The sequence below is a fragment of the Rhizobium sp. RU33A genome (assembly GCF_900156055.1).
Lineage (GTDB): Bacteria > Pseudomonadota > Alphaproteobacteria > Rhizobiales > Rhizobiaceae > Allorhizobium.
In genome coordinates, this window is the sequence record NZ_FTMQ01000004.1 from 95,378 (window position 1) to 113,376 (window position 17,999).

General features: G+C 62.9%; 12 protein-coding genes. 5 read left to right on the forward strand and 7 right to left on the reverse strand.

Annotated features, from left to right (window positions below):
• Positions 1–3: 3 nt before the first annotated feature.
• Entirely contained in the window at positions 4–1,851 is a 1,848-nt protein-coding gene (locus tag BW978_RS15805) for a heavy metal translocating P-type ATPase (RefSeq protein WP_076396749.1), read from the reverse strand.
• Positions 1,852–1,959: 108 nt separating this feature from the next.
• On the opposite strand from BW978_RS15805, the gene dxr reads away from it, so the two are divergent.
• Positions 1,960–3,138: a 1-deoxy-D-xylulose-5-phosphate reductoisomerase gene (gene dxr / locus BW978_RS15810; RefSeq protein WP_076396751.1), complete on the forward strand. Its 1,179-nt coding sequence runs from the start codon at positions 1,960–1,962 to the stop codon at positions 3,136–3,138.
• A gap of 8 nt (positions 3,139–3,146) precedes the next feature.
• Here the strand turns inward: dxr and BW978_RS15815 are convergent, their stop codons facing one another.
• The 5 genes from BW978_RS15815 to BW978_RS15835 all read right to left on the reverse strand — a co-directional run bounded on the left by BW978_RS15815 (position 3,147) and on the right by BW978_RS15835 (position 9,626).
• Positions 3,147–4,265 carry a serine hydrolase domain-containing protein gene (locus tag BW978_RS15815; RefSeq protein ID WP_076397099.1) on the reverse strand — a complete coding sequence of 373 codons (1,119 nt, stop codon included), beginning with the start codon at positions 4,263–4,265 and terminating at the stop codon, positions 3,147–3,149.
• A 78-nt stretch (positions 4,266–4,343) separates the two neighbouring features.
• A complete protein-coding gene (hemA, locus tag BW978_RS15820; RefSeq protein WP_076396753.1) occupies positions 4,344–5,558 on the reverse strand; it encodes a 5-aminolevulinate synthase in 1,215 nt (404 codons plus the stop codon).
• A 222-nt stretch (positions 5,559–5,780) separates the two neighbouring features.
• Positions 5,781–6,581: an FAD binding domain-containing protein gene (locus tag BW978_RS15825; protein ID WP_076396755.1), complete on the reverse strand. Its 801-nt coding sequence runs from the start codon at positions 6,579–6,581 to the stop codon at positions 5,781–5,783.
• Positions 6,582–6,595: 14 nt separating this feature from the next.
• Positions 6,596–8,962, reverse strand: coding sequence for a xanthine dehydrogenase family protein molybdopterin-binding subunit (locus BW978_RS15830; protein WP_076396757.1), 2,367 nt, complete (start codon positions 8,960–8,962; stop codon positions 6,596–6,598).
• Positions 8,963–9,137: 175 nt separating this feature from the next.
• The gene (locus BW978_RS15835; protein WP_054149870.1) at positions 9,138–9,626 is read right to left on the reverse strand and encodes a (2Fe-2S)-binding protein; all 489 of its coding nucleotides are present in this window, start codon (positions 9,624–9,626) and stop codon (positions 9,138–9,140) included.
• A gap of 316 nt (positions 9,627–9,942) precedes the next feature.
• Here BW978_RS15835 and BW978_RS15840 point away from each other — a divergent pair, with 316 nt between their 5' ends.
• The 3 genes from BW978_RS15840 to BW978_RS15850 all read left to right on the forward strand — a co-directional run bounded on the left by BW978_RS15840 (position 9,943) and on the right by BW978_RS15850 (position 16,472).
• Positions 9,943–10,206, forward strand: coding sequence for a glycine zipper domain-containing protein (locus tag BW978_RS15840; protein ID WP_054149957.1), 264 nt, complete (start codon positions 9,943–9,945; stop codon positions 10,204–10,206).
• A 147-nt stretch (positions 10,207–10,353) separates the two neighbouring features.
• Positions 10,354–12,288 carry an autotransporter assembly complex protein TamA gene (locus BW978_RS15845; protein ID WP_083697612.1) on the forward strand — a complete coding sequence of 645 codons (1,935 nt, stop codon included), beginning with the start codon at positions 10,354–10,356 and terminating at the stop codon, positions 12,286–12,288.
• Between the two features lie 26 nt (positions 12,289–12,314).
• A complete protein-coding gene (locus tag BW978_RS15850) occupies positions 12,315–16,472 on the forward strand; it encodes a translocation/assembly module TamB domain-containing protein (RefSeq protein WP_076396759.1) in 4,158 nt (1,385 codons plus the stop codon).
• 21 nt (positions 16,473–16,493) lie between these two features.
• Here BW978_RS15850 and BW978_RS15855 read toward each other — a convergent pair whose 3' ends face one another.
• Positions 16,494–16,919 carry an Lrp/AsnC family transcriptional regulator gene (locus BW978_RS15855; protein ID WP_006724498.1) on the reverse strand — a complete coding sequence of 142 codons (426 nt, stop codon included), beginning with the start codon at positions 16,917–16,919 and terminating at the stop codon, positions 16,494–16,496.
• Between the two features lie 124 nt (positions 16,920–17,043).
• Here BW978_RS15855 and rocF point away from each other — a divergent pair, with 124 nt between their 5' ends.
• Positions 17,044–17,979, forward strand: a complete 936-nt coding sequence (rocF, locus tag BW978_RS15860) for an arginase (protein ID WP_076396761.1) — start codon at positions 17,044–17,046, stop codon at positions 17,977–17,979.
• Positions 17,980–17,999: the final 20 nt, after the last annotated feature.

A 17,999-nucleotide genomic window follows, 5' to 3' on the forward strand; every position in this document is an offset into this window, starting at 1 on the left:
GCCTCAGCCGCGAAGGGCGCGCAAGGCGTTGAGGATGACGGCAACGTCGATGACCTCCTGCAGCAGCGCGCCCTGAACGGGCGACAGATAACCGAAGGCGGCGAAGACCATCGCGCCGAAAGAGAGCAGCAGCCCGGCAATCGCACTTTGCCGGGCAATGCTGCGGGAACGTCTGGCGATCCCGCAGGCAAGCGGCAACCGAGAAAGATCGTCCGCCAGCAACACGACATCCGCCGCTTCCGACGAAGCCGCCGAACCCCGTGCACCGATCGCCACGCCGACATCGGCAAGCGCCAGCGCCGGGGCATCATTGACCCCGTCTCCCACCATCATCACCACGCCACCGGCGCGTTCCCGGCGAATGAGATCGACCTTGCCTTCAGGCGTGAGGTCGCCTGCGACGGCATCAAGGCTGAGACTGGCCGAGGCCTTTTCAGCCACATCCGTTCGGTCCCCGGAGGCCATGACGATCCGGCTGATACCACCGGCCCGAAAGGCAGAGATTGTTGCCCCGGCATCCGCACGCAAGGGATCGGAAAGGAGAATGAGGCCGGCTGCCTGCCCATCGATACCGACGGCGACCACCGCCGTACCGCCTTCGATGCCGCCTCTGGCGAAATCCTCGCCGGCAAGCAACTGCGAGCGGACATAGCCGCTGCCACCGAGCACCACCTTGACACCTCCGACCAGGCCGGAGAGCCCCCGCCCCGCCTCTTCGATGACGCCCTGAGGCAGGGTCAGGCCAAGCCCCCGCGCGGTGGCGGCGCGCACCAGCGCTTCTGCCGCGACATGGCCGGAGGCCTGATCGAGAGAGGCAGCAAGTGCCAGCACCTGATCGGACGTGAAGCCCGGTTGCGGCCGGACCTCGGACACTTCGGGCCGTGCGGAGGTCACGGTCCCCGTCTTGTCGACAACGACGGTGGTGACCGCAGCCAGCGCCTCAAGCGCGCCGGCCGTCTTGACCAGCACGCCGAGCGACGCAGCGCGCGACATGCCGGCGATGACGGCCACGGGCACGGCAAGGATCAGCGGACAGGGGGTGGCGACCACGAGCACAGCGAGTGCGCGCGTCGCCTCACCGCTCCACCACCATGCGCCGCCGGCAAGCAGAAGCGTGATGCCGAGGAAGACGAGGGCATAACGATCTGCAAGCCGCGCCATCGGCGCCCGGCTTGCCTGTGCCTGTTCGACGAGGCGGACGATACCGGCATAGGTGCTTTCTTTGGATTCGCGCAGCACCAGAAGATCGAAGGCGTCGCCAAGCACCGTGCAACCGCTCGGCACTTCATGGCCCATCTGGATGGGCACGGGCAGCGATTCGCCCGTGAGCGCCGAAAGATCGAGGACAGCAGTCGCGGCAAGCAGACGCCCGTCGACCGGCACGACCTCACCCTTGCGCGCGAGGATGCGGTCCTGCGGCTTGAGCGCTTGGATCGGTACGCTTTCGAGCGCATCGCCACGATAGAGCATGGCCGTACGCGAGACCCGGCCGAGGAGCGCCGTCATGTCGCGTCGAGCGCGGCCTTCGGCGAAGCTTTCGAGCAATTGGCCGCCGGCATACATCACGGCGACGATAGCCGCGGCAAGATTCTCCCCAAGCGCGAGACCGACGCCGATCGACAGGGCGGCAATCGCGTCGACGCCCATGCGACCATTGAGCAGGGCGCGCAAGATATCGATGACGAGCACCACAAGTACAGCGGCGGCACCGACGAACCAGGCCTTGGCGGCGAGCTCAGGATATGCGGCGACGAAGAGAATTCCGCCACCGGCCAGACAGAGAAACGCCAGCCCCGCGAGCAGGACGGGCAGGCTCTCACGCAAACGTGTCGACTGCAGAAAGTCCGGCATTCTCACATTCCCAAGCGGGCTGGCGAGGGGTCGGGATCGACCTCTCTTGCTGGTCTTCCCTTTCCCTTGTAGAGCCTTCTGAGCATGAAGCAATCGGACGTAAGCAGCATGATCGACAATGCCCGGCCCCGGCGCCTTTCAGTCCTCGGCTCGACCGGCTCGATCGGCGTCAACACGCTCGACGTGATCGAGCAACTCGGCGGTCGCGACAGCTTCGAAGTGATGGCGCTGACCGGCAATGGCAATCTCGATCTGCTCGCCGAACAGGCCTGCCGCACCGGCGCGAAGCTCGCCGTCACCGCCGACGAAAGCCAGTATAGGACATTGAAGGACCTGCTGGCGGGCTCCGGCACGGATGTCGCAGCCGGCGCAAGCGGACTGGAAGAGGCTGCCGACATGGATGCCGGTTGGGTCATGGCAGCCATCGTCGGCACCGCCGGCCTCGCGCCGACCCTCAAAGCCGCCGCCCGCGGCGCAGATATCGCACTTGCCAACAAGGAATGCCTCGTCTCCGCCGGCCACCTCTTCGTCGAAGCGGTGAGACATGGCGGCGGACGGCTGATCCCTGTTGACAGCGAACATTCGGCGATCTTCCAGTGCCTGGAGCAGGACCAGCGCCACGCGCTGGAGCGGATCGTGCTGACAGCATCCGGTGGTCCCTTCCGGACCCACACGCGCGAGCAGATGGCCAATGTCACGGTGCAGACGGCCCGCACCCATCCGAACTGGTCGATGGGCCTGAAGATCTCCGTCGGCAGCGCCTCGATGTTCAACAAGGCGCTGGAGATGATCGAGGCCAAGCACCTGTTCGATGTCCGCCCCGACCAGATCGAGGTTGTCGTGCATCCGCAGTCGATCATCCATTCGATGGTCGGCTACACCGACGGCTCCGTCATCGCCCAGCTCGGCGTGCCGGATATGCGCACCGCCATCGGCTATGCCCTGACCTATCCGAAGCGTCCGGCGCTCAATGTCGACCGGCTCGATTTTGCCAAGCTGGCAAGGCTCGATTTCGAAGCCCCGGACGAGACCCGTTTCCCGGCCCTTAGACTTGCCCGCACGGCGCTAGAACGTGGTGGCCTGCAGGGCGCCATCTTGAACGCCGCCGAAGAAACCGCCTTCAACGCCTTCGTCGAGGACAAGATCCGCTTCCTCGACATGGCCGACGTGGTGCAGACGGTCATGGACGCGATGGTCGAGGGCGTGCCGGCGGATACGATCGCCGACGTCTATGCGGCGGATAACGAGGCGCGGCGCAAGGCGGCTGAGGTTATCGCAGCCAGGTAACTTCCGGCCTATCGATCGTATACTGCGGCGCGCAGCATTTCCGGATAGGCGCCGTTGCAACCTTCGAGCGCGTTGTTGGTGAGGCTGACGACGGTGAGGCGCTCGGCCGGATCGATGAACCAGGTATTCCCGTAGACACCGCCCCACTGGATCGCCCCTTTCGGGAGCGCCGTCATCGCCGCGACGGGATCGGAGACCAAGCCGCCGACGAAGGTAAAGCGATAGCCGGGCTCGCCTTCGATGTCGCCGATCTGATTGGAGAGTGCGGCATGCGCCATTTCCGGCGAGAGCAGACTGCCGCCCCCGGTCCGCAGCATTTCCAGTAGACTCAAGACGTCCTGCGCCGTGCCGGCCATACCAGCACCACCTGACTGGAAAGCCCTCGGATTGAAAATGCGACCCGGTGAAAAGACGGTTCGCCAGTTATCCTCGTCACCGCTGACCCAGGGGTCAGGCATGCGAACAGGTCGACCCGGATGATCGGCATAGGCAACCGCGAGGCGCGCGGGATCCGTCACATGGAAGCGCGCATCGGCCATACCGAGCGGGCCGGCGGCATGATGGACGACAGCATCTTCAAGCATCCCTCCATGGAGGGCAGCAAGCACACCGCCGAGAATGTCGGTGGCAAAGGAATAGGCCCAGCGACTGCCAGGCTCGAAGGCGAGCGGGATGGCATTGTGGCGGCTGAAATTGTCTTCGAGGCTCAGTTCCGTATTCCCGAGGCCGAGCGTCATACGCTGCCCCTCGGGCAGGAGCTCCAGCGCCGGATCATAGAGCAGACCGGATGTGTGGGTGAAAAGATGGTGGATAGTGATCACGCCTTCGCGACCATCAGGTGCCCTCGGTCTGAACCAGGGCAGGTATTGCGAGACGCGGTCGTCGAGCTTGAGCAGCCCCTTCTCGATCATCGCAAGGGCCGTGACCGCAACGATCGGCTTGGTGACGGAGGCATAGCGGAAGATCGTATCGAGACGGACACGCAACCCCGCCTCGCGGTCGGCAAAACCCGCTGCCTTTTCAAGGATCGGTTCGCCATCCTTATACACCAGCACCACGGCGCCCGTGATGCGTTCTTCCTCGATCACCCTGTCGACCAGGGTATTCACGCGTGCGGCTATACTCACGTTCTCGAAACCTCCCAAAGAAAAATGCGGGCTCCGTTTCCGGAACCCGCATCTTTATGAAGGTCTGCTATGAGGCGATCAAGCCACCGCACGGGCGAGCGCGCAGCGCGACCAGAGCTGGTGCAGCGAGCCGACGAGATGTTCGAGATCGGCGTCCGAATGCAGAGGCGTCGGGGTGATGCGCAGCCGCTCGGTCTTTTTCGGGACCGTCGGATAGTTGATCGGCTGCACGTAGATGGAACAGTTGTCGAGCAGCAGATCGGAGATCCACTTGCACTTGGCGGCATCGCCGACCATGACCGGCACGATATGGCTCGGGTTCGGCATATGCGGAATGCCGGCCTTGTCGAGCATGGCACGCAGACGACGTACGCGCTCCTGATGGGCGAAGCGCTCCACCTGGCTGGTCTTGAGATGGCGGATCGAGGCGACAGCGCCGGCAGCGAGTGCCGGCGGAAGCGCCGTCGTGAAGATGAAGCCCGAGGCAAACGAGCGGACGAAATCGCAAAGTGCTGTCGAGGCAGCGATATAGCCACCCATGACGCCGAAGGCCTTTCCAAGCGTGCCTTCGATCACCGTCAGGCGATCCATCAGGCCTTCGCGCTCCGCAATGCCGCCGCCATGGGCGCCGTACATGCCGACCGCATGGACTTCGTCTAGATAGGTCATCGCGCCGTACTTGTCGGCAAGATCGCAGATTTCCTTGATCGGCGCGATGTCGCCATCCATCGAATAGACGGACTCGAATGCGATCATCTTCGGCGCCTTGGGATCGGCGGCAGCAAGCTTGGCTTCGAGATCCTTGACGTCGTTATGCTTCCAGATGACGCGTTCGGCCTTGGAATGGCGAATGCCTTCGATCATCGAGGCATGGTTGAGGGCGTCGGAGAAGATGATCAGGCCCGGGATCTTGGCACCGAGCGTGCCGAGCGCTGCCCAGTTGGAGACATAGCCCGAGGTGAAGATCAGCGCCGACTCCTTGCCGTGCAGATCGGCAAGTTCGCGTTCGAGAAGAACGTGATAGTGGTTGGTGCCAGAGATATTCCGGGTGCCTCCCGCACCCGCGCCACAGTCATCGATCGCCTTTTTCATGGCATCGATGACAACAGGGTTCTGGCCCATGCCGAGATAGTCGTTGGAACACCAGACGGTGACGTCCTGGGTGCCGTTTTCGGTGTAGCGGGTCGCGCGGGGGAAATTGCCACGCTGGCGTTCGAGATCAGCGAAGACGCGGTAGCGGCCTTCCTCGTGAAGTCCCGCCAGCTGCTCCGTGAAAAACGCCTCGAAATCCATTCCTGTCACTCCAGTATTTGATACCCTTTTGAGTATCTCGGGCAGCGCGGTCAACCCCGGCATTGTACATTCATTCTAAACTGCGACAAAAGGCGCGAACATTAGAAGCCTTACACATACATCCTAACGGTTCGTAGTCATTCGAACTTGATCTGCGTCAAACTTGGAGAAAAAGGACGGCCTAAGCCGCCCTTTTCCGTTTTTGCGGGAAAACGGGAGCGATCAGGAGGCCTGAACAGCCCGCTTCGCCATCACCCGGATCAGATTTGCGCGGTATTCTGCAGTGCAATGTAGGTCCGACATCAGCTCCGACGAATCAATTTCGACACCTGCGACAGCTTGCGCTGACCAGTTGGTCGAGAGAGCAGCCTCCAGTCCGGCATGGCGGAAGACGCCTGACGATCCGGCACCGGTCACGGCGACACGAACGCCCCCTGCACCTTTCGACACAAAGACGCCGGTCATCGCATAACGCGAGGCCGGGTTGGCGAACTTGGCATAGGCAGCCTTCTCCGGCGCGTCGAAACGGATGGCCGTGATGATTTCATCCTCGGCAAGCGCTGTTTCGAACAGGCCAGTGAAGAAGTCGTCAGCCGCGATCTCGCGCGCATTGGTGACGACAGTCGCCCCGAGGCCGAGCACGGCCGACGGATAGTCGGCAGCTGGATCGTCATTGGCGACGGAACCGCCGATCGTGCCCATGTGGCGCACATGCGGGTCACCGATCATCGAGGCCAGATGACAAAGCGCCGGGCAGACTGCACGGATAGCTGCCGACGACGCGACTTCCGCATGGGTGGCGGCCGCGCCGATGGTGACGCGACGACCGTCCACCTTGATGCCCTTGAGGGTGTCGATGTGGCGCAGATCGACAAGGTCCGACGGCTGGGCGAGGCGCTGCTTGAGCGCCGCGATCAGCGTCTGGCCGCCGGCGATGTACTTGCCGTCTTCGGCACCGGACAAGAGCTTTCCGGCATCCTCGACGGAAGAGGCGCGATGGTAGCTGGTGGAATAGAGCTGCATGGTCCTCTCCTCCCTTATTCGGCTGCCTGGCGGGTCGCATTGGCCTGGAGCGCACTCCAGACGGCAAGCGGCGTCGCCGGCATGTTGAGGTCGTTATTGCTGATTGCATCGGTGATCGCGTTGATCAGCGCCGGCGGCGAACCGATGGCACCGGCCTCGCCGCAGCCCTTGATGCCGAGCGGATTGCCCGGGCACGGCGTGTTCTGGTGCGAGACGTTGAAGGACGGCAGGTCGTCGGCGCGCGGCATGGCGTAATCCATGTAGCTTGCCGTGAGCAGCTGGCCCGTCTGCGGATCGTAATGCACGGCTTCCAGCAGGGCCTGGCCGATGCCCTGTGCGATACCGCCATGCACCTGGCCCTCGACGATCATCGGATTGATGATGTTGCCGAAGTCGTCTGCAGCGACGAACTGGACGATCTCGGTCTTGCCGGTTTCCGGATCGACCTCGACTTCCGCGATGTAGCAGCCGGCCGGGAAGGTGAAGTTTGAGGGATCGTAGAAGGCACCCTCCTTCAAGCCCGGCTCCATGCCGGACGGCAGGTTGTGTGCGGTATAGGCGGCTAGCGCCACCTGGAACCAGGGCAGCGTCTTGTCGGTCCCGGCGACCTTGAGCTCGCCATTTTCGATGACGATGTCGCTCTCGTCGGCTTCCATCAGATGGGCTGCGATCTTTTTCGCCTTGGCCTCGACCTTGTCGAGCGCCTTGACGATCGCCGACATGCCGACGGCACCGGAACGGGAACCATAGGTGCCCATGCCCATCTGCACCTTGTCGGTATCGCCATGCACGATGGAGACATTGTCGATCGGCAGGCCGAAGCGTTCGGAGACGAGCTGGGCGAAGGTGGTCTCATGGCCCTGGCCATGGCTGTGCGAGCCGGTGAGCACTTCGACCGTGCCGACCGCATTGACGCGGACCTCAGCTGATTCCCACAAGCCCACGCCAGCGCCGAGCGAGCCGACCGCCGCCGACGGCGCGATGCCGCAGGCCTCGATATAGCAGCTCATGCCGATCCCGCGCAGCTTGCCGCGCCGTGCAGCTTCCGCCTTGCGGGCAGGGAAACCGTTCCAGTCGGCAGCGCCCATCGCAGCATCCAACGAGGCGTCGTAATCGCCCGCGTCGTAACACATGATGACAGGCGTCTGGTACGGGAAGGTGCGAACGAAGTTCTGCCGGCGGAGGTCTGCCGGGGATACGCCGAGTTCTCGCGCGGCCGTTTCGACGGTGCGCTCCAGCAGATAGGTCGCCTCGGGACGCCCGGCGCCGCGATAGGCATCGACCGGCACTGTATTGGTATAGACCGTGCGGACATTGGCATGGATTGCCGGGATCGCATACTGGCCCGACAGCAGCGTTGCGTAGAGATAGGTCGGCACCGAGGACGAGAAGAGCGACATGTATGCGCCGAGATTGGCGATCGTGTCGACCTTGAGGCCGATGATGTTGTTGTCCTTGTCGAAGGCCATCTTCACCTTGGAGACATGGTCGCGACCATGCGCATCGGTGAGGAAGGCTTCCGTCCGGTCAGAGGTCCACTTGACCGGCACGCCGGTTTTCTTCGAGGCCCAGAGACAGACGATTTCCTCCGGATAGATGTAAATCTTCGAGCCGAAGCCACCACCGACATCGGGTGCGATGACGCGCAACTTGTTCTCGGGCGCCACGTTATAGAAGGCGCTCATGACGAGGCGCGCGACATGGGGGTTCTGCGAGGTGGTGTAGCAGGTGTAATGGTCTTCCGCCGTGTCGTAGATGCCGAGCGTCGCGCGCGGCTCCATCGGGTTGGGCGAGAGGCGGTTGTTGAGGATCTCGATCTCGGTGACATGTGCGGCGCTCGCGATCGCGGCATCCGCCAAGGCGCTGTCGCCGATCTCCCAGTCGAATATCAGGTTGCCGGGGGCTTCCGGATGGATCTGCGGCGCGCCTGATTTCAGCGCATCTACAGCACCGGTGACGACAGGCAATTCTTCGTATTCGACGACGACGGCTTCGGAGGCATCGCGGGCCTCGCCGATGCTATCGGCGACGACGATCGCGACGGCATCGCCGACATACCGTACGGTTTCGTGCGCCAGCGGCCGCCAGGCGCCCATCTTCATCGGCGTGCCGTCCTTGGAATGGACCATCCAGCCGCAAATCAGGTTGCCGATGCCATCGGCCAATAGCTGCTTGCCGTCGAGCACGTCGATGACACCCGGCATGGCCTTGGCCGCGGAAACATCGATTGATGTGATCTTGGCATGCGCATAGGGCGACCGGACGAAATAGGCATATTTCATGCCGGGGACGACCATGTCGTCGGTATACCGGCCCTTGCCGGTTAGGAAACGCTTGTCTTCCTTGCGCGCCACACGTGCGCCGATTCCTTCAACACCCATTTTCTTCTCCTCCAGAGAAACAGGAATTAGGTCTTAGGCAGTAGGCAGTAGGCAGTAGCAAATAGTGATTGGACCTACAGCGTCACGACTATGCTCGACGCGACCGAAAGTCCGTGCCCGAAGCTTCTCCGACGGAGCAGCTCCATTGGCTATTGGCTAAATCCTACATCCCTCCCTATTCGGCGGCCTGACGGCCGGCGGTCATCGCTTCGTTGGCCGAGAGCACGGCCTTGACGATGTTGTGGTAGCCCGTGCAGCGACAGATATTGCCTTCGAGCTCATGGCGGACGGTGGCCTCGTCGAGCGCACCGTTGTGACGACAGATCATGTCGAGCGCCGTCATCACCATACCCGGCGTACAGAAGCCGCATTGCAGGCCGTGATGCTCCTTGAAGGCCGCCTGCACCGGATGCAACTCGCCACCGGAAGAAAGGCCCTCGATCGTGGTGATCGAGGATCCCGACGCCTGGACGGCCAGGATCGAACAGCTCTTGATCGACTTGCCGTCCATGTGAACGACGCAGGTACCGCATTGCGTGGTATCGCAGCCCACATGCGTTCCCGTCAGACCAAGTTTTTCGCGAATGAAATGCACGAGCAGGGTGCGATCCTCGCACTCTCCGCTCACTGTCCGGCCATTCACCGTCAGTGTCACTTTAGCCATGTTGTTCCTCCTCGTGTCTCTCCCGGACACGGGAAGCATGGTGTGAGTTTTATGTGACATGTGCAACTGTCCAGAAGGTCGCAAACGAAAAAATCTGTGCCGCATTGCAGCATCAAACCGCCTGTAAATCCTGGGTTCATCTTCGGTGTCTCATGAAGTGGCGCACCCATCGGGTGTGAGCCACGGCCATGGACTTTCCAAGAGTCGGGGCTATGCTGATGAAAGCCTGAAGCCGCGTGGGGAGTGCTCGAGCGGCGGGGCAAAGTGTCAAAACAAGACCGGCTCGACCGGACGCGTGGAACTTGGAGAGATGAAGATGAAGAAAGCTCTTGTGCTGATGCTGGTCGGCCTTTCGGTCGCAGGCTGCAGCCAGACGGAACGAGGTGCCGGCATCGGCGCTGCCTCCGGCGCCATCATCGGTGGCATTGCCACGGGCAACGTCCGGGGTGCCGCTGTCGGTGCGGCCATCGGCGGCGTTGCAGGTGCCGTTATCGGTCGCGTCTCGGAACAGCCGGGCCAGTGCTACTACCGCGACCGCTACGGCAACCGTTACATCGACGCCTGCCCGCGCAGCTACTGACGCATTTGCCGCAAACGAGACAGGGCGGGAAGCAACACTTCCCGCCTTTTTTCATGAGTGCTTAAAAAGGGGGTATGCTATGAGGCGCATTTCCGCCTAAGTTGTCCGCCGGGTGGGGAGTGCCTGACGGATCGCGATGAAAGCGACATGCCGAGACCAAGTGGATGGACATTGCCGAAATTTAGTCATGCGTTCCGGCTCGGGCTGTTACTGACCGTCGCGAGCCCCCTGTCCGTCGGCATAACCTCGCAAGCCTACGCTTTCGAGCTATTCGGAATCCGTCTTTTCGGCAGCGACGAAGCCGACCGCGACATCATCGATCCCGTCGATTTCAGCATTGTCCTTGACACCGGCGACGCCGATCGCGCCTTGAAGAAATCTCTGGAACGCACATCGTTGCTGATTGCTGACGAAGATCAGCCGGTGTCTGGCGATCTTGGCCTCGTCATCAAGGCCCGAGACGATCGCGATCGCCTCATTGCGACACTCTACGAAAACGCGCTCTATGGCGGCATCGTCACCGTGACGATCGACGGTCGCGACATCGACAGTCTGCCGCCGAACCCGGTCTTTGACCGCTCGCGCCCCGTGCCGGTCGCCATCTCCGTGCAGCCAGGTCCGACCTTTGAACTGGGCGAGGTCAGCCTCGAGGGTGATGCGGCGCGTCTCGACCCGGAAGAATTCGATCTTGCCCCGGGCGGCAATGCGGGCTCGCTGGTCATCCTGCGCGCGGCGGAACAGATGGCCGAGCGCCTCAAGGAACAAGGCAGGCCACTGACCAACGTGACCCGCCGTCAAGTCGTCGCCGACCACGAGACCAATACCGTCGACGTGACGATCGCGGTCGAAGCGGGGCCCGTCGCGCCACTCGGCGCCGTCTCCGTCAAGGGCGCTCGGACAGTCGATTCGGAGTTCATCGCCTACTACTCGCGGCTGAGGCCGGGCCAGACCTATTCGCCCGAGCAGTTGCGAAAGGCAGGCGAGAGACTGCGCACACTCGGCGTCTTCTCCTCGGTCACCGTCAACGAAGCGGACGGACTGGACCCGAGCGGATCCCTGCCGATCGGCATCACCGTCTCCGAAGGCAAACACCGCTACTTCGGCGTCGGCGCGAGTTACTCTTCGCTCGATGGCGGCGGCATCGAAGGCTATTGGGGCCACCGGAATCTGTTCGGCCAGGCGGAATCGCTCAGGGTCGAAGGCGCGGTGCGCGGGCTTGGAGAATTGAAGGACGTCAGCGACGTAACCTCGCTCGACTACACGGCCGGTATCACCTTCATCAAGCCGGGCGCCTTCGTCCCCTCGGGAACGCTCGAGGCCAGCATCAAGGGCAGCACGCTCGAAACAGACTACTATGACGCCGCAACGGTGACGGGCAAGGTATCCTATGCCTATGAACTGACCGATACCGACATCGTCAATGCCGGTATATCCTTGGCTTATGACAGCATCGACGACGCCTTCGGCGACGGTAATGAATACCTGACCTTCGGCGTACCGCTCGGCTACATCAGGGACACGCGCGACAACCGGCTGAACGCCACCGAGGGCCATTACGGCACCATCTCGCTGACACCGAGCTACGATTTCTTCGGCCAGACCTTCTTCACCTCGCTCGAGGGCTCGATTTCAGCCTATCTCGGCTTCGGCGAGGAGGACCGCTTCGTGCTTGCGGGTCGCCTGAACGCAGGAACACTGGTAGGCGGTGGCGATCTCTCCGCCATCCCCGCGACCCGACGCTTCTTCGCCGGCGGTGGTGGTTCGGTGCGCGGTTATTCCTTCCAGGAAATCACGCCGCGGACGGCGTCTGACGAGGGCACCGGCGGCCGATCCTATGTGACGGCCAATCTCGAAGCCCGTATCGGTGTGACCGACACGATCGGCATCGTGCCCTTTTTCGACATTGGCACGGTCACCGACACCACAGTGCCCGATTTCTCGGACATCAAGATGGGCGCAGGGGTCGGTCTGCGCTACATGACTCCCTTCGGTCCTTTGCGGCTCGACGTAGCGGTTCCCCTGGACCCGAATGATGGCGGCAGCCGTTATGCAATCTATGCCGGCATCGGCCAGAGCTTCTGACCGGGCAAGACAGGACGATAGTGAACATGATCTGGTTGAAGCGCATCCTGACCTGGACGATTCGCCTGCTGGGCGGCCTGGTGGCAGCGCTGATCGCGCTCTTTGTGGTGGTCATTCTCGTCGGCGGCTTTTCGCGCACGGGCAGCCAGTTTCTCGCCGACCAGATTGCCAAGCTCATCTCGACCGACAATCAGCAGATCACTTTGACCGGCACCGGACCACTGCTCAGCAGCCAGTTTTCCGTCGATCAGATTACGGTGGCGGACAGTCGGGGCATCTACGCGACCATCGATGATCTTTCGCTCGACTGGACGCCACGCGATCTGATCCGCAAGCGCTTCACGGCCGAACGCATCACGGCACGACAGGTGACTGTCGAACGCGCACCGCTTCCCTCCGAAGAACCGCAGACGGACGAGCCGTTCTCCTTGCCGGTTGAGATCGATGTCGCCTCGATCGACCTCCCGTCGATTGAAATCGGGGCGGCCATCGCAGAGCGCGATCTAGACCTTTCGGCACAGGGGTCACTGACGATCGTTGGCGAGACCATCGCAAGCCGACTGACCGCAACACGGCTCGATGATCCCGGCAACAATGCCGTGGTCGACCTGCTCTATGCGCCGAACGACAACCAGTTGCGCATCAACCTGGACTACCAAGAGCCGCCGGCAGGTCTTCTCGGCGAGACCTTGCAATTGCCCGGTCTTCCGGCCCTGGCGATCAAGGTGAACGGCGACGGCCGGCTCGATGACTGGGCAGGCGAAGTCATGGCGTCGCTCAACGGCGAACGCACGATTACCGTCGATGTCACCCACAAACTTACCCAAGACGGAATGCGAACGCTGACAGCAAATGGCGGCGGCCTCTTTGCCGGGCTCGTTCCACCGGAACTGCGTGATGTCATGGTCGGGGAAACGTCGATCGATGTCGCGGCCCGACTGGGTGCAGACGGATCGGTTGCCATCGAACGGGGCCGGTTTGCCACCGCTACGGCCGAAGTCGAGGCCGCCGGTCTTTACGATCCGAACGGTCAAAACGATCTCAGGCTGGCGGCCCGTGCAACCGGTGAGCCGGTCGGCATCACCTCGCAGTCGCCCGATTTCACCGGCGGCGTAAGGCTTCGGAGCCTCGATCTTGCCGTCACCGGACAGGCACCGGCCGCAAGCCTGTCGCTGCGCGCCGATCTGGCAGAAATCACCGTTCCCCAGGGCAGCTTCTCGGATCTGACGCTCTCCGCCGACAGTGACAGCTTCGACCTGGCAAACCGCTCGGGACCGATTAACCTTCAGACATCGATCCAGGGAACAGACATCCGCGACGAGTCCATCCGCCCCTATATCCGGGGTCCGCTGACACTGACAGCGCCGCTGACCGTGACGTCGGAAACGATCGCCTTTGAGCAGTTGGTCTTCGACAGCAACGGCCTCGACCTGCAAGGCTCCGGCCAGTATACGCTCGCCGACAACGGATTTTCCGGGCGTCTCGCCGTTCGGGCCGAACCCGACATGCTGCCTCCCGCACTTTCGAGCCGGCTCAACGGTCCCGTCGACCTGTCGGCCCGGGTCGATTTCGTCGCTCCGAGCGCGGTGGCACTGCGGGAGATCGTCCTGACCAGCGACATCGCCCAGGCGGAAGGTTCTCTTTCACTCGACCAGGACGGCATGATCGCCAGCGACCTGACCGGCCAGCTTCGAGACATCGGGCTTTTCGTCGAACGACTTGAAGCGCCTGCCTCCTTCAACCTGTCGGCCTCCGGCCCACTCGATGCGATCGAGGCGTCCGTCACCCTCGCGGTCGAAGAGGGTCAAGCCGCCGGTTATCGCATCGACGATCTGACGCTCCAACTCGACGGCGTTGCAAACCGCCAGGCGCCTTCCGCTAATCTGACGGCACGCGGCCAGATCGATGGGAAACCGGTCGATGCGAAGGCCCAAGTCGTCAGTGCCGATGGTGTGACGCGGGTTGCTGCACTCGATCTTGCCATTGGTCCGAACCGGCTGACGGGTGCCCTCGATCTTGGACCGGACATGCTGCCGAGCGGCGACATTGCATTCGACTTCCCGGATCTGAGCCTGCTTGCCGCGCTTGCCGGTCAGACCGTCGCGGGCGATCTCAAGGGAGAAGTGACGCTCGCCTCTCGCGAGGGCCGGCTCGCGGCTGACGTTCAGGCCTCCGGCACGGCAATCCGGCAAGGTGCCCTGACGATTGCAGAGCCGACCATCGATCTTGTACTGTCTGACGTGATGGCCCTCGCCGCCGAGGGCACAGTACGCGCCGCGAGTATAGCATCCGGCTCCAACCGCCTGGATACGGTGACACTAGCCTTCACGCGATCGGGCACCGACACGGATTTCGACGTCACCGGACGGTATGACAATGCTCCTGTGCGCCTCCGCGGCGCATTGAACCAGGGAGATGCTGGCCTCGCTGTCGCGATCGAAGAATTGAGCGCCGCGCCGCGTGGCATTGCGCTCGCTTTGGCATCCCCCACCTCTATTCGCCTGACTGACGGGCAGGTCTCGATCGCCGAGACCGTCATTTCCGCAGGGTCAGGCCGGATTGCCCTGTCTGGAACAGTGGGTGATAGGCTTGATCTCGCAGCCGACATCACCGCCCTTCCCGCCTCGCTCGCAGCCGCGCTGGCACCCGACATCGCTCCGGAAGGCACGATCTCCGGCACGGTCACGGTGCGCGGGACGCCTGCCGCACCGATTGCGGATTATCGCCTCGACTGGCAGAACGCGGCGATCGCCCAGACGCGGGGCGCTGGGGTGCCTCCGCTCGGCATCACGGCAAACGGCCGGTTCGAAAACCAGAACCTGACCCTGGACAGCCGCATCAATGGCGGCGGCATCGGCCTGACCGCAGGCGGCACGGTTTTGTTGCAGAACGGTCCTGGCCTAGACATCCGTGTCCAGGGCGATGTCCCCCTGTCCGCCGCCAACGGCCAGCTGGCCGCCCAGGGCTTCGTCGCCGAGGGCAATGCCAGCGTCAGCCTGACGATCGGGGGAACCGGCGCACAGCCGAACATCACCGGTACCGTGTCCACCAGCGGCGCCCGTATCGTCGACGTGAGACGCAACCTCGCGATCGAACAGATTGCAACGACGGTCAACCTCACCGGCACGCGCGCCGAAATCGGCAGCCTCACCGGAAACCTCGCGACCGGCGGACGGATATCGGCAAGCGGATTCATCGACATCGCAAACCCGGGGCTGCCCGCGGAGCTGACGATCAACCTGGACCAGGCCGTCTATGTCGATGGCAATACGGTGACCAGCACGGCGGACGGGCGGCTGACGCTCACCGGGCAATTGCTGAACGGCCCGACACTGGCCGGCGCGATCAACCTTTCACGCACGTCGATCACCCTCTCCGAGAGCCGCCCTGCCAGCCTCGAGGCGTTGGATATCGAACACCGCCATGCACCGCCGGCAATCTTGCGGCAGCAACCCGATCAAACGCCGGCGGAGGGCCGCTCTGCAAGCGCCCCCATCGCACTCGACCTCACCATTTCCTCGCCGTCCCAGACGTTCATCCGGGGTCGTGGTATCGACGCGGAACTCGGCGGAACGATCAACCTGACCGGCAGCGCTGCTGCCCCGGTCGTCTCAGGCGCGTTCGAACTCAGGCGCGGTCGCATGCAGATCCTGACCAAGCGGCTGGACATCACCCGCGCTACGATCACCTTTGGCGGCGATCTCGTCCCGCTGCTCGATCTGGAAGCAACAACCACCTCCGGCAACGCCACCATCGTCATCCTGCTGACAGGGCTCGCCAGCAATCCGCAGGTGACCTTCAGCTCGACCCCTGCTCTGCCCCAGGACGAAATTCTCGCCCAGTTGATCTTCGGCCAGTCCCTGTCGCGCCTGTCGCCGCTGCAGATCGCCCAGCTCGCCGATGCGGCTGCGCAGTTGGCCGGCGGACAGGGCACCTCGCTCTTCCAGTCACTGCGCAACACGCTCGGCATCGATGATCTCGACATCTCGACCGATGAGACCGGGGGCACCAGCATCAGTGCCGGCAAGTATCTGAACGACCGGACCTATATCGAGCTGGAACAGGGCGGCACCGGCGGCGCCAAGGCGACGATCAACCTGGATATCGGCCGGGGATTGAAGCTGAAGGGGGAAGCCGGAGGATCCGGAGCCGGCGGCGGCATCTTCTACGAGAAGGAATACTGAGCCGGTCGCCAGTCGAAACGATCAGGCGACCTTGCTGGTCTTGAGGAGAATGTTGGTTTCGGTGAAGTTGATCCCCTCGATCAGCCGGATCCGTCGCAGTGTCTCATCGAAGCTCGCAAGATCCCGCTCCTCCAGCTCGGCAATGAAGTCCCACTTGCCGTTCGTGCTATGCAGGGAACGCACCTGGGGCATGCCGCGCAGCTGATGGGCCACCCGGTCGTGAAACTTCCCGACAACCTCGATCATGATGATCGCCCTGACACCGCTGGGCTGAATCTCGCTGCCGGTCAGGATAGTGAAGGCCGCAATCGTGCCGTTCGCCACCAGCCGGTCGATACGGGCCGAAATCGTCGCGCGCGAAGCCCCGGTCATCGCCGCAAGCGAGGCGACTGGCAGGCGGGCGTTCTGGCGTAGAGCGCCGAGGATGGTGCGATCGAGGTCGTCCATTTTTTACAAACTGTCACATGATGGTTGCGATCTGCGCAAACTATAGCGCTTTGTGACGAAGTTCCACCTTTTTGAGAACGTCGCTTTGCCCGATCATGCGGGTCAAAAAAGAGAAGGACGAGACATGGCCATGCAACAGAAGACTGTCGCCCTCATCGGGGTACCGCTCGAGGAAGGATCGGGCCGCGGCGGCTGTGCCATGGGGCCGGCAGCCTATCGCATTGCCGGGATCGGTCCGGCCATGCGTGACCTCGGCTATACCGTCGAGGATCGCGGCGATCTTCGGCCGGAGCCCGCATCGGATCTGGCGGACATGCCACGCGCCAAGAACCTGCCTGTTGTTGGAGCCTTCACCCGTGCGATCGAGGCTGCCACCTACGAGGCGGCGGCAGGCGGTGCCGTCCCGATCCTGCTCGGCGGCGATCACAGCCTCTCCATGGGCAGCGTTTCCGGCATGGCACGTTATGCAAGTGAGGTGGGCCGACCGCTCTACGTGCTCTGGCTGGATGCCCATTCGGACTTCAATGCGCCTGAGACCTCTCCGTCAGGCAATATCCATGGCATGCCCGTCGCGTTCTTCTGCGGCAAGGCTGAATTTGCCCCGATCCTTCCCAAAGAACGGCCTTTCGTCGATCCACGCCATGTCTATCAAGTTGGCATTCGTTCGGTCGACGAGGAGGAACGTCGACTGATCTCGGAGAATGCCGTCAATGTTTATGACATGCGCGCCATTGATGAAGAGGGGATGGGCAGCATCGTCAAACACATCCTGGCTGATGTCCGCGAGGCCAACGCGCTGCTGCATGTCAGCCTTGATGTCGACTTCCTCGATCCCGAGGTTGCACCCGGCGTCGGCACCACGGTTCCGGGCGGTGCGACCTTCCGCGAGGCGCATCTGATCATGGAGCTTCTGCACGACAGCGGGCTTGTCTCCTCCCTCGACCTCGTTGAACTCAACCCGTTTCTCGATGACCGAGGCCGCAGCGCCCGCGTCATGGTAGAACTGGCTGCGAGCCTCTTCGGCCGGCGGATCCTGGATCGTCCGACCAGGGGTGGCTAAAATGATACCTGTATATCTAG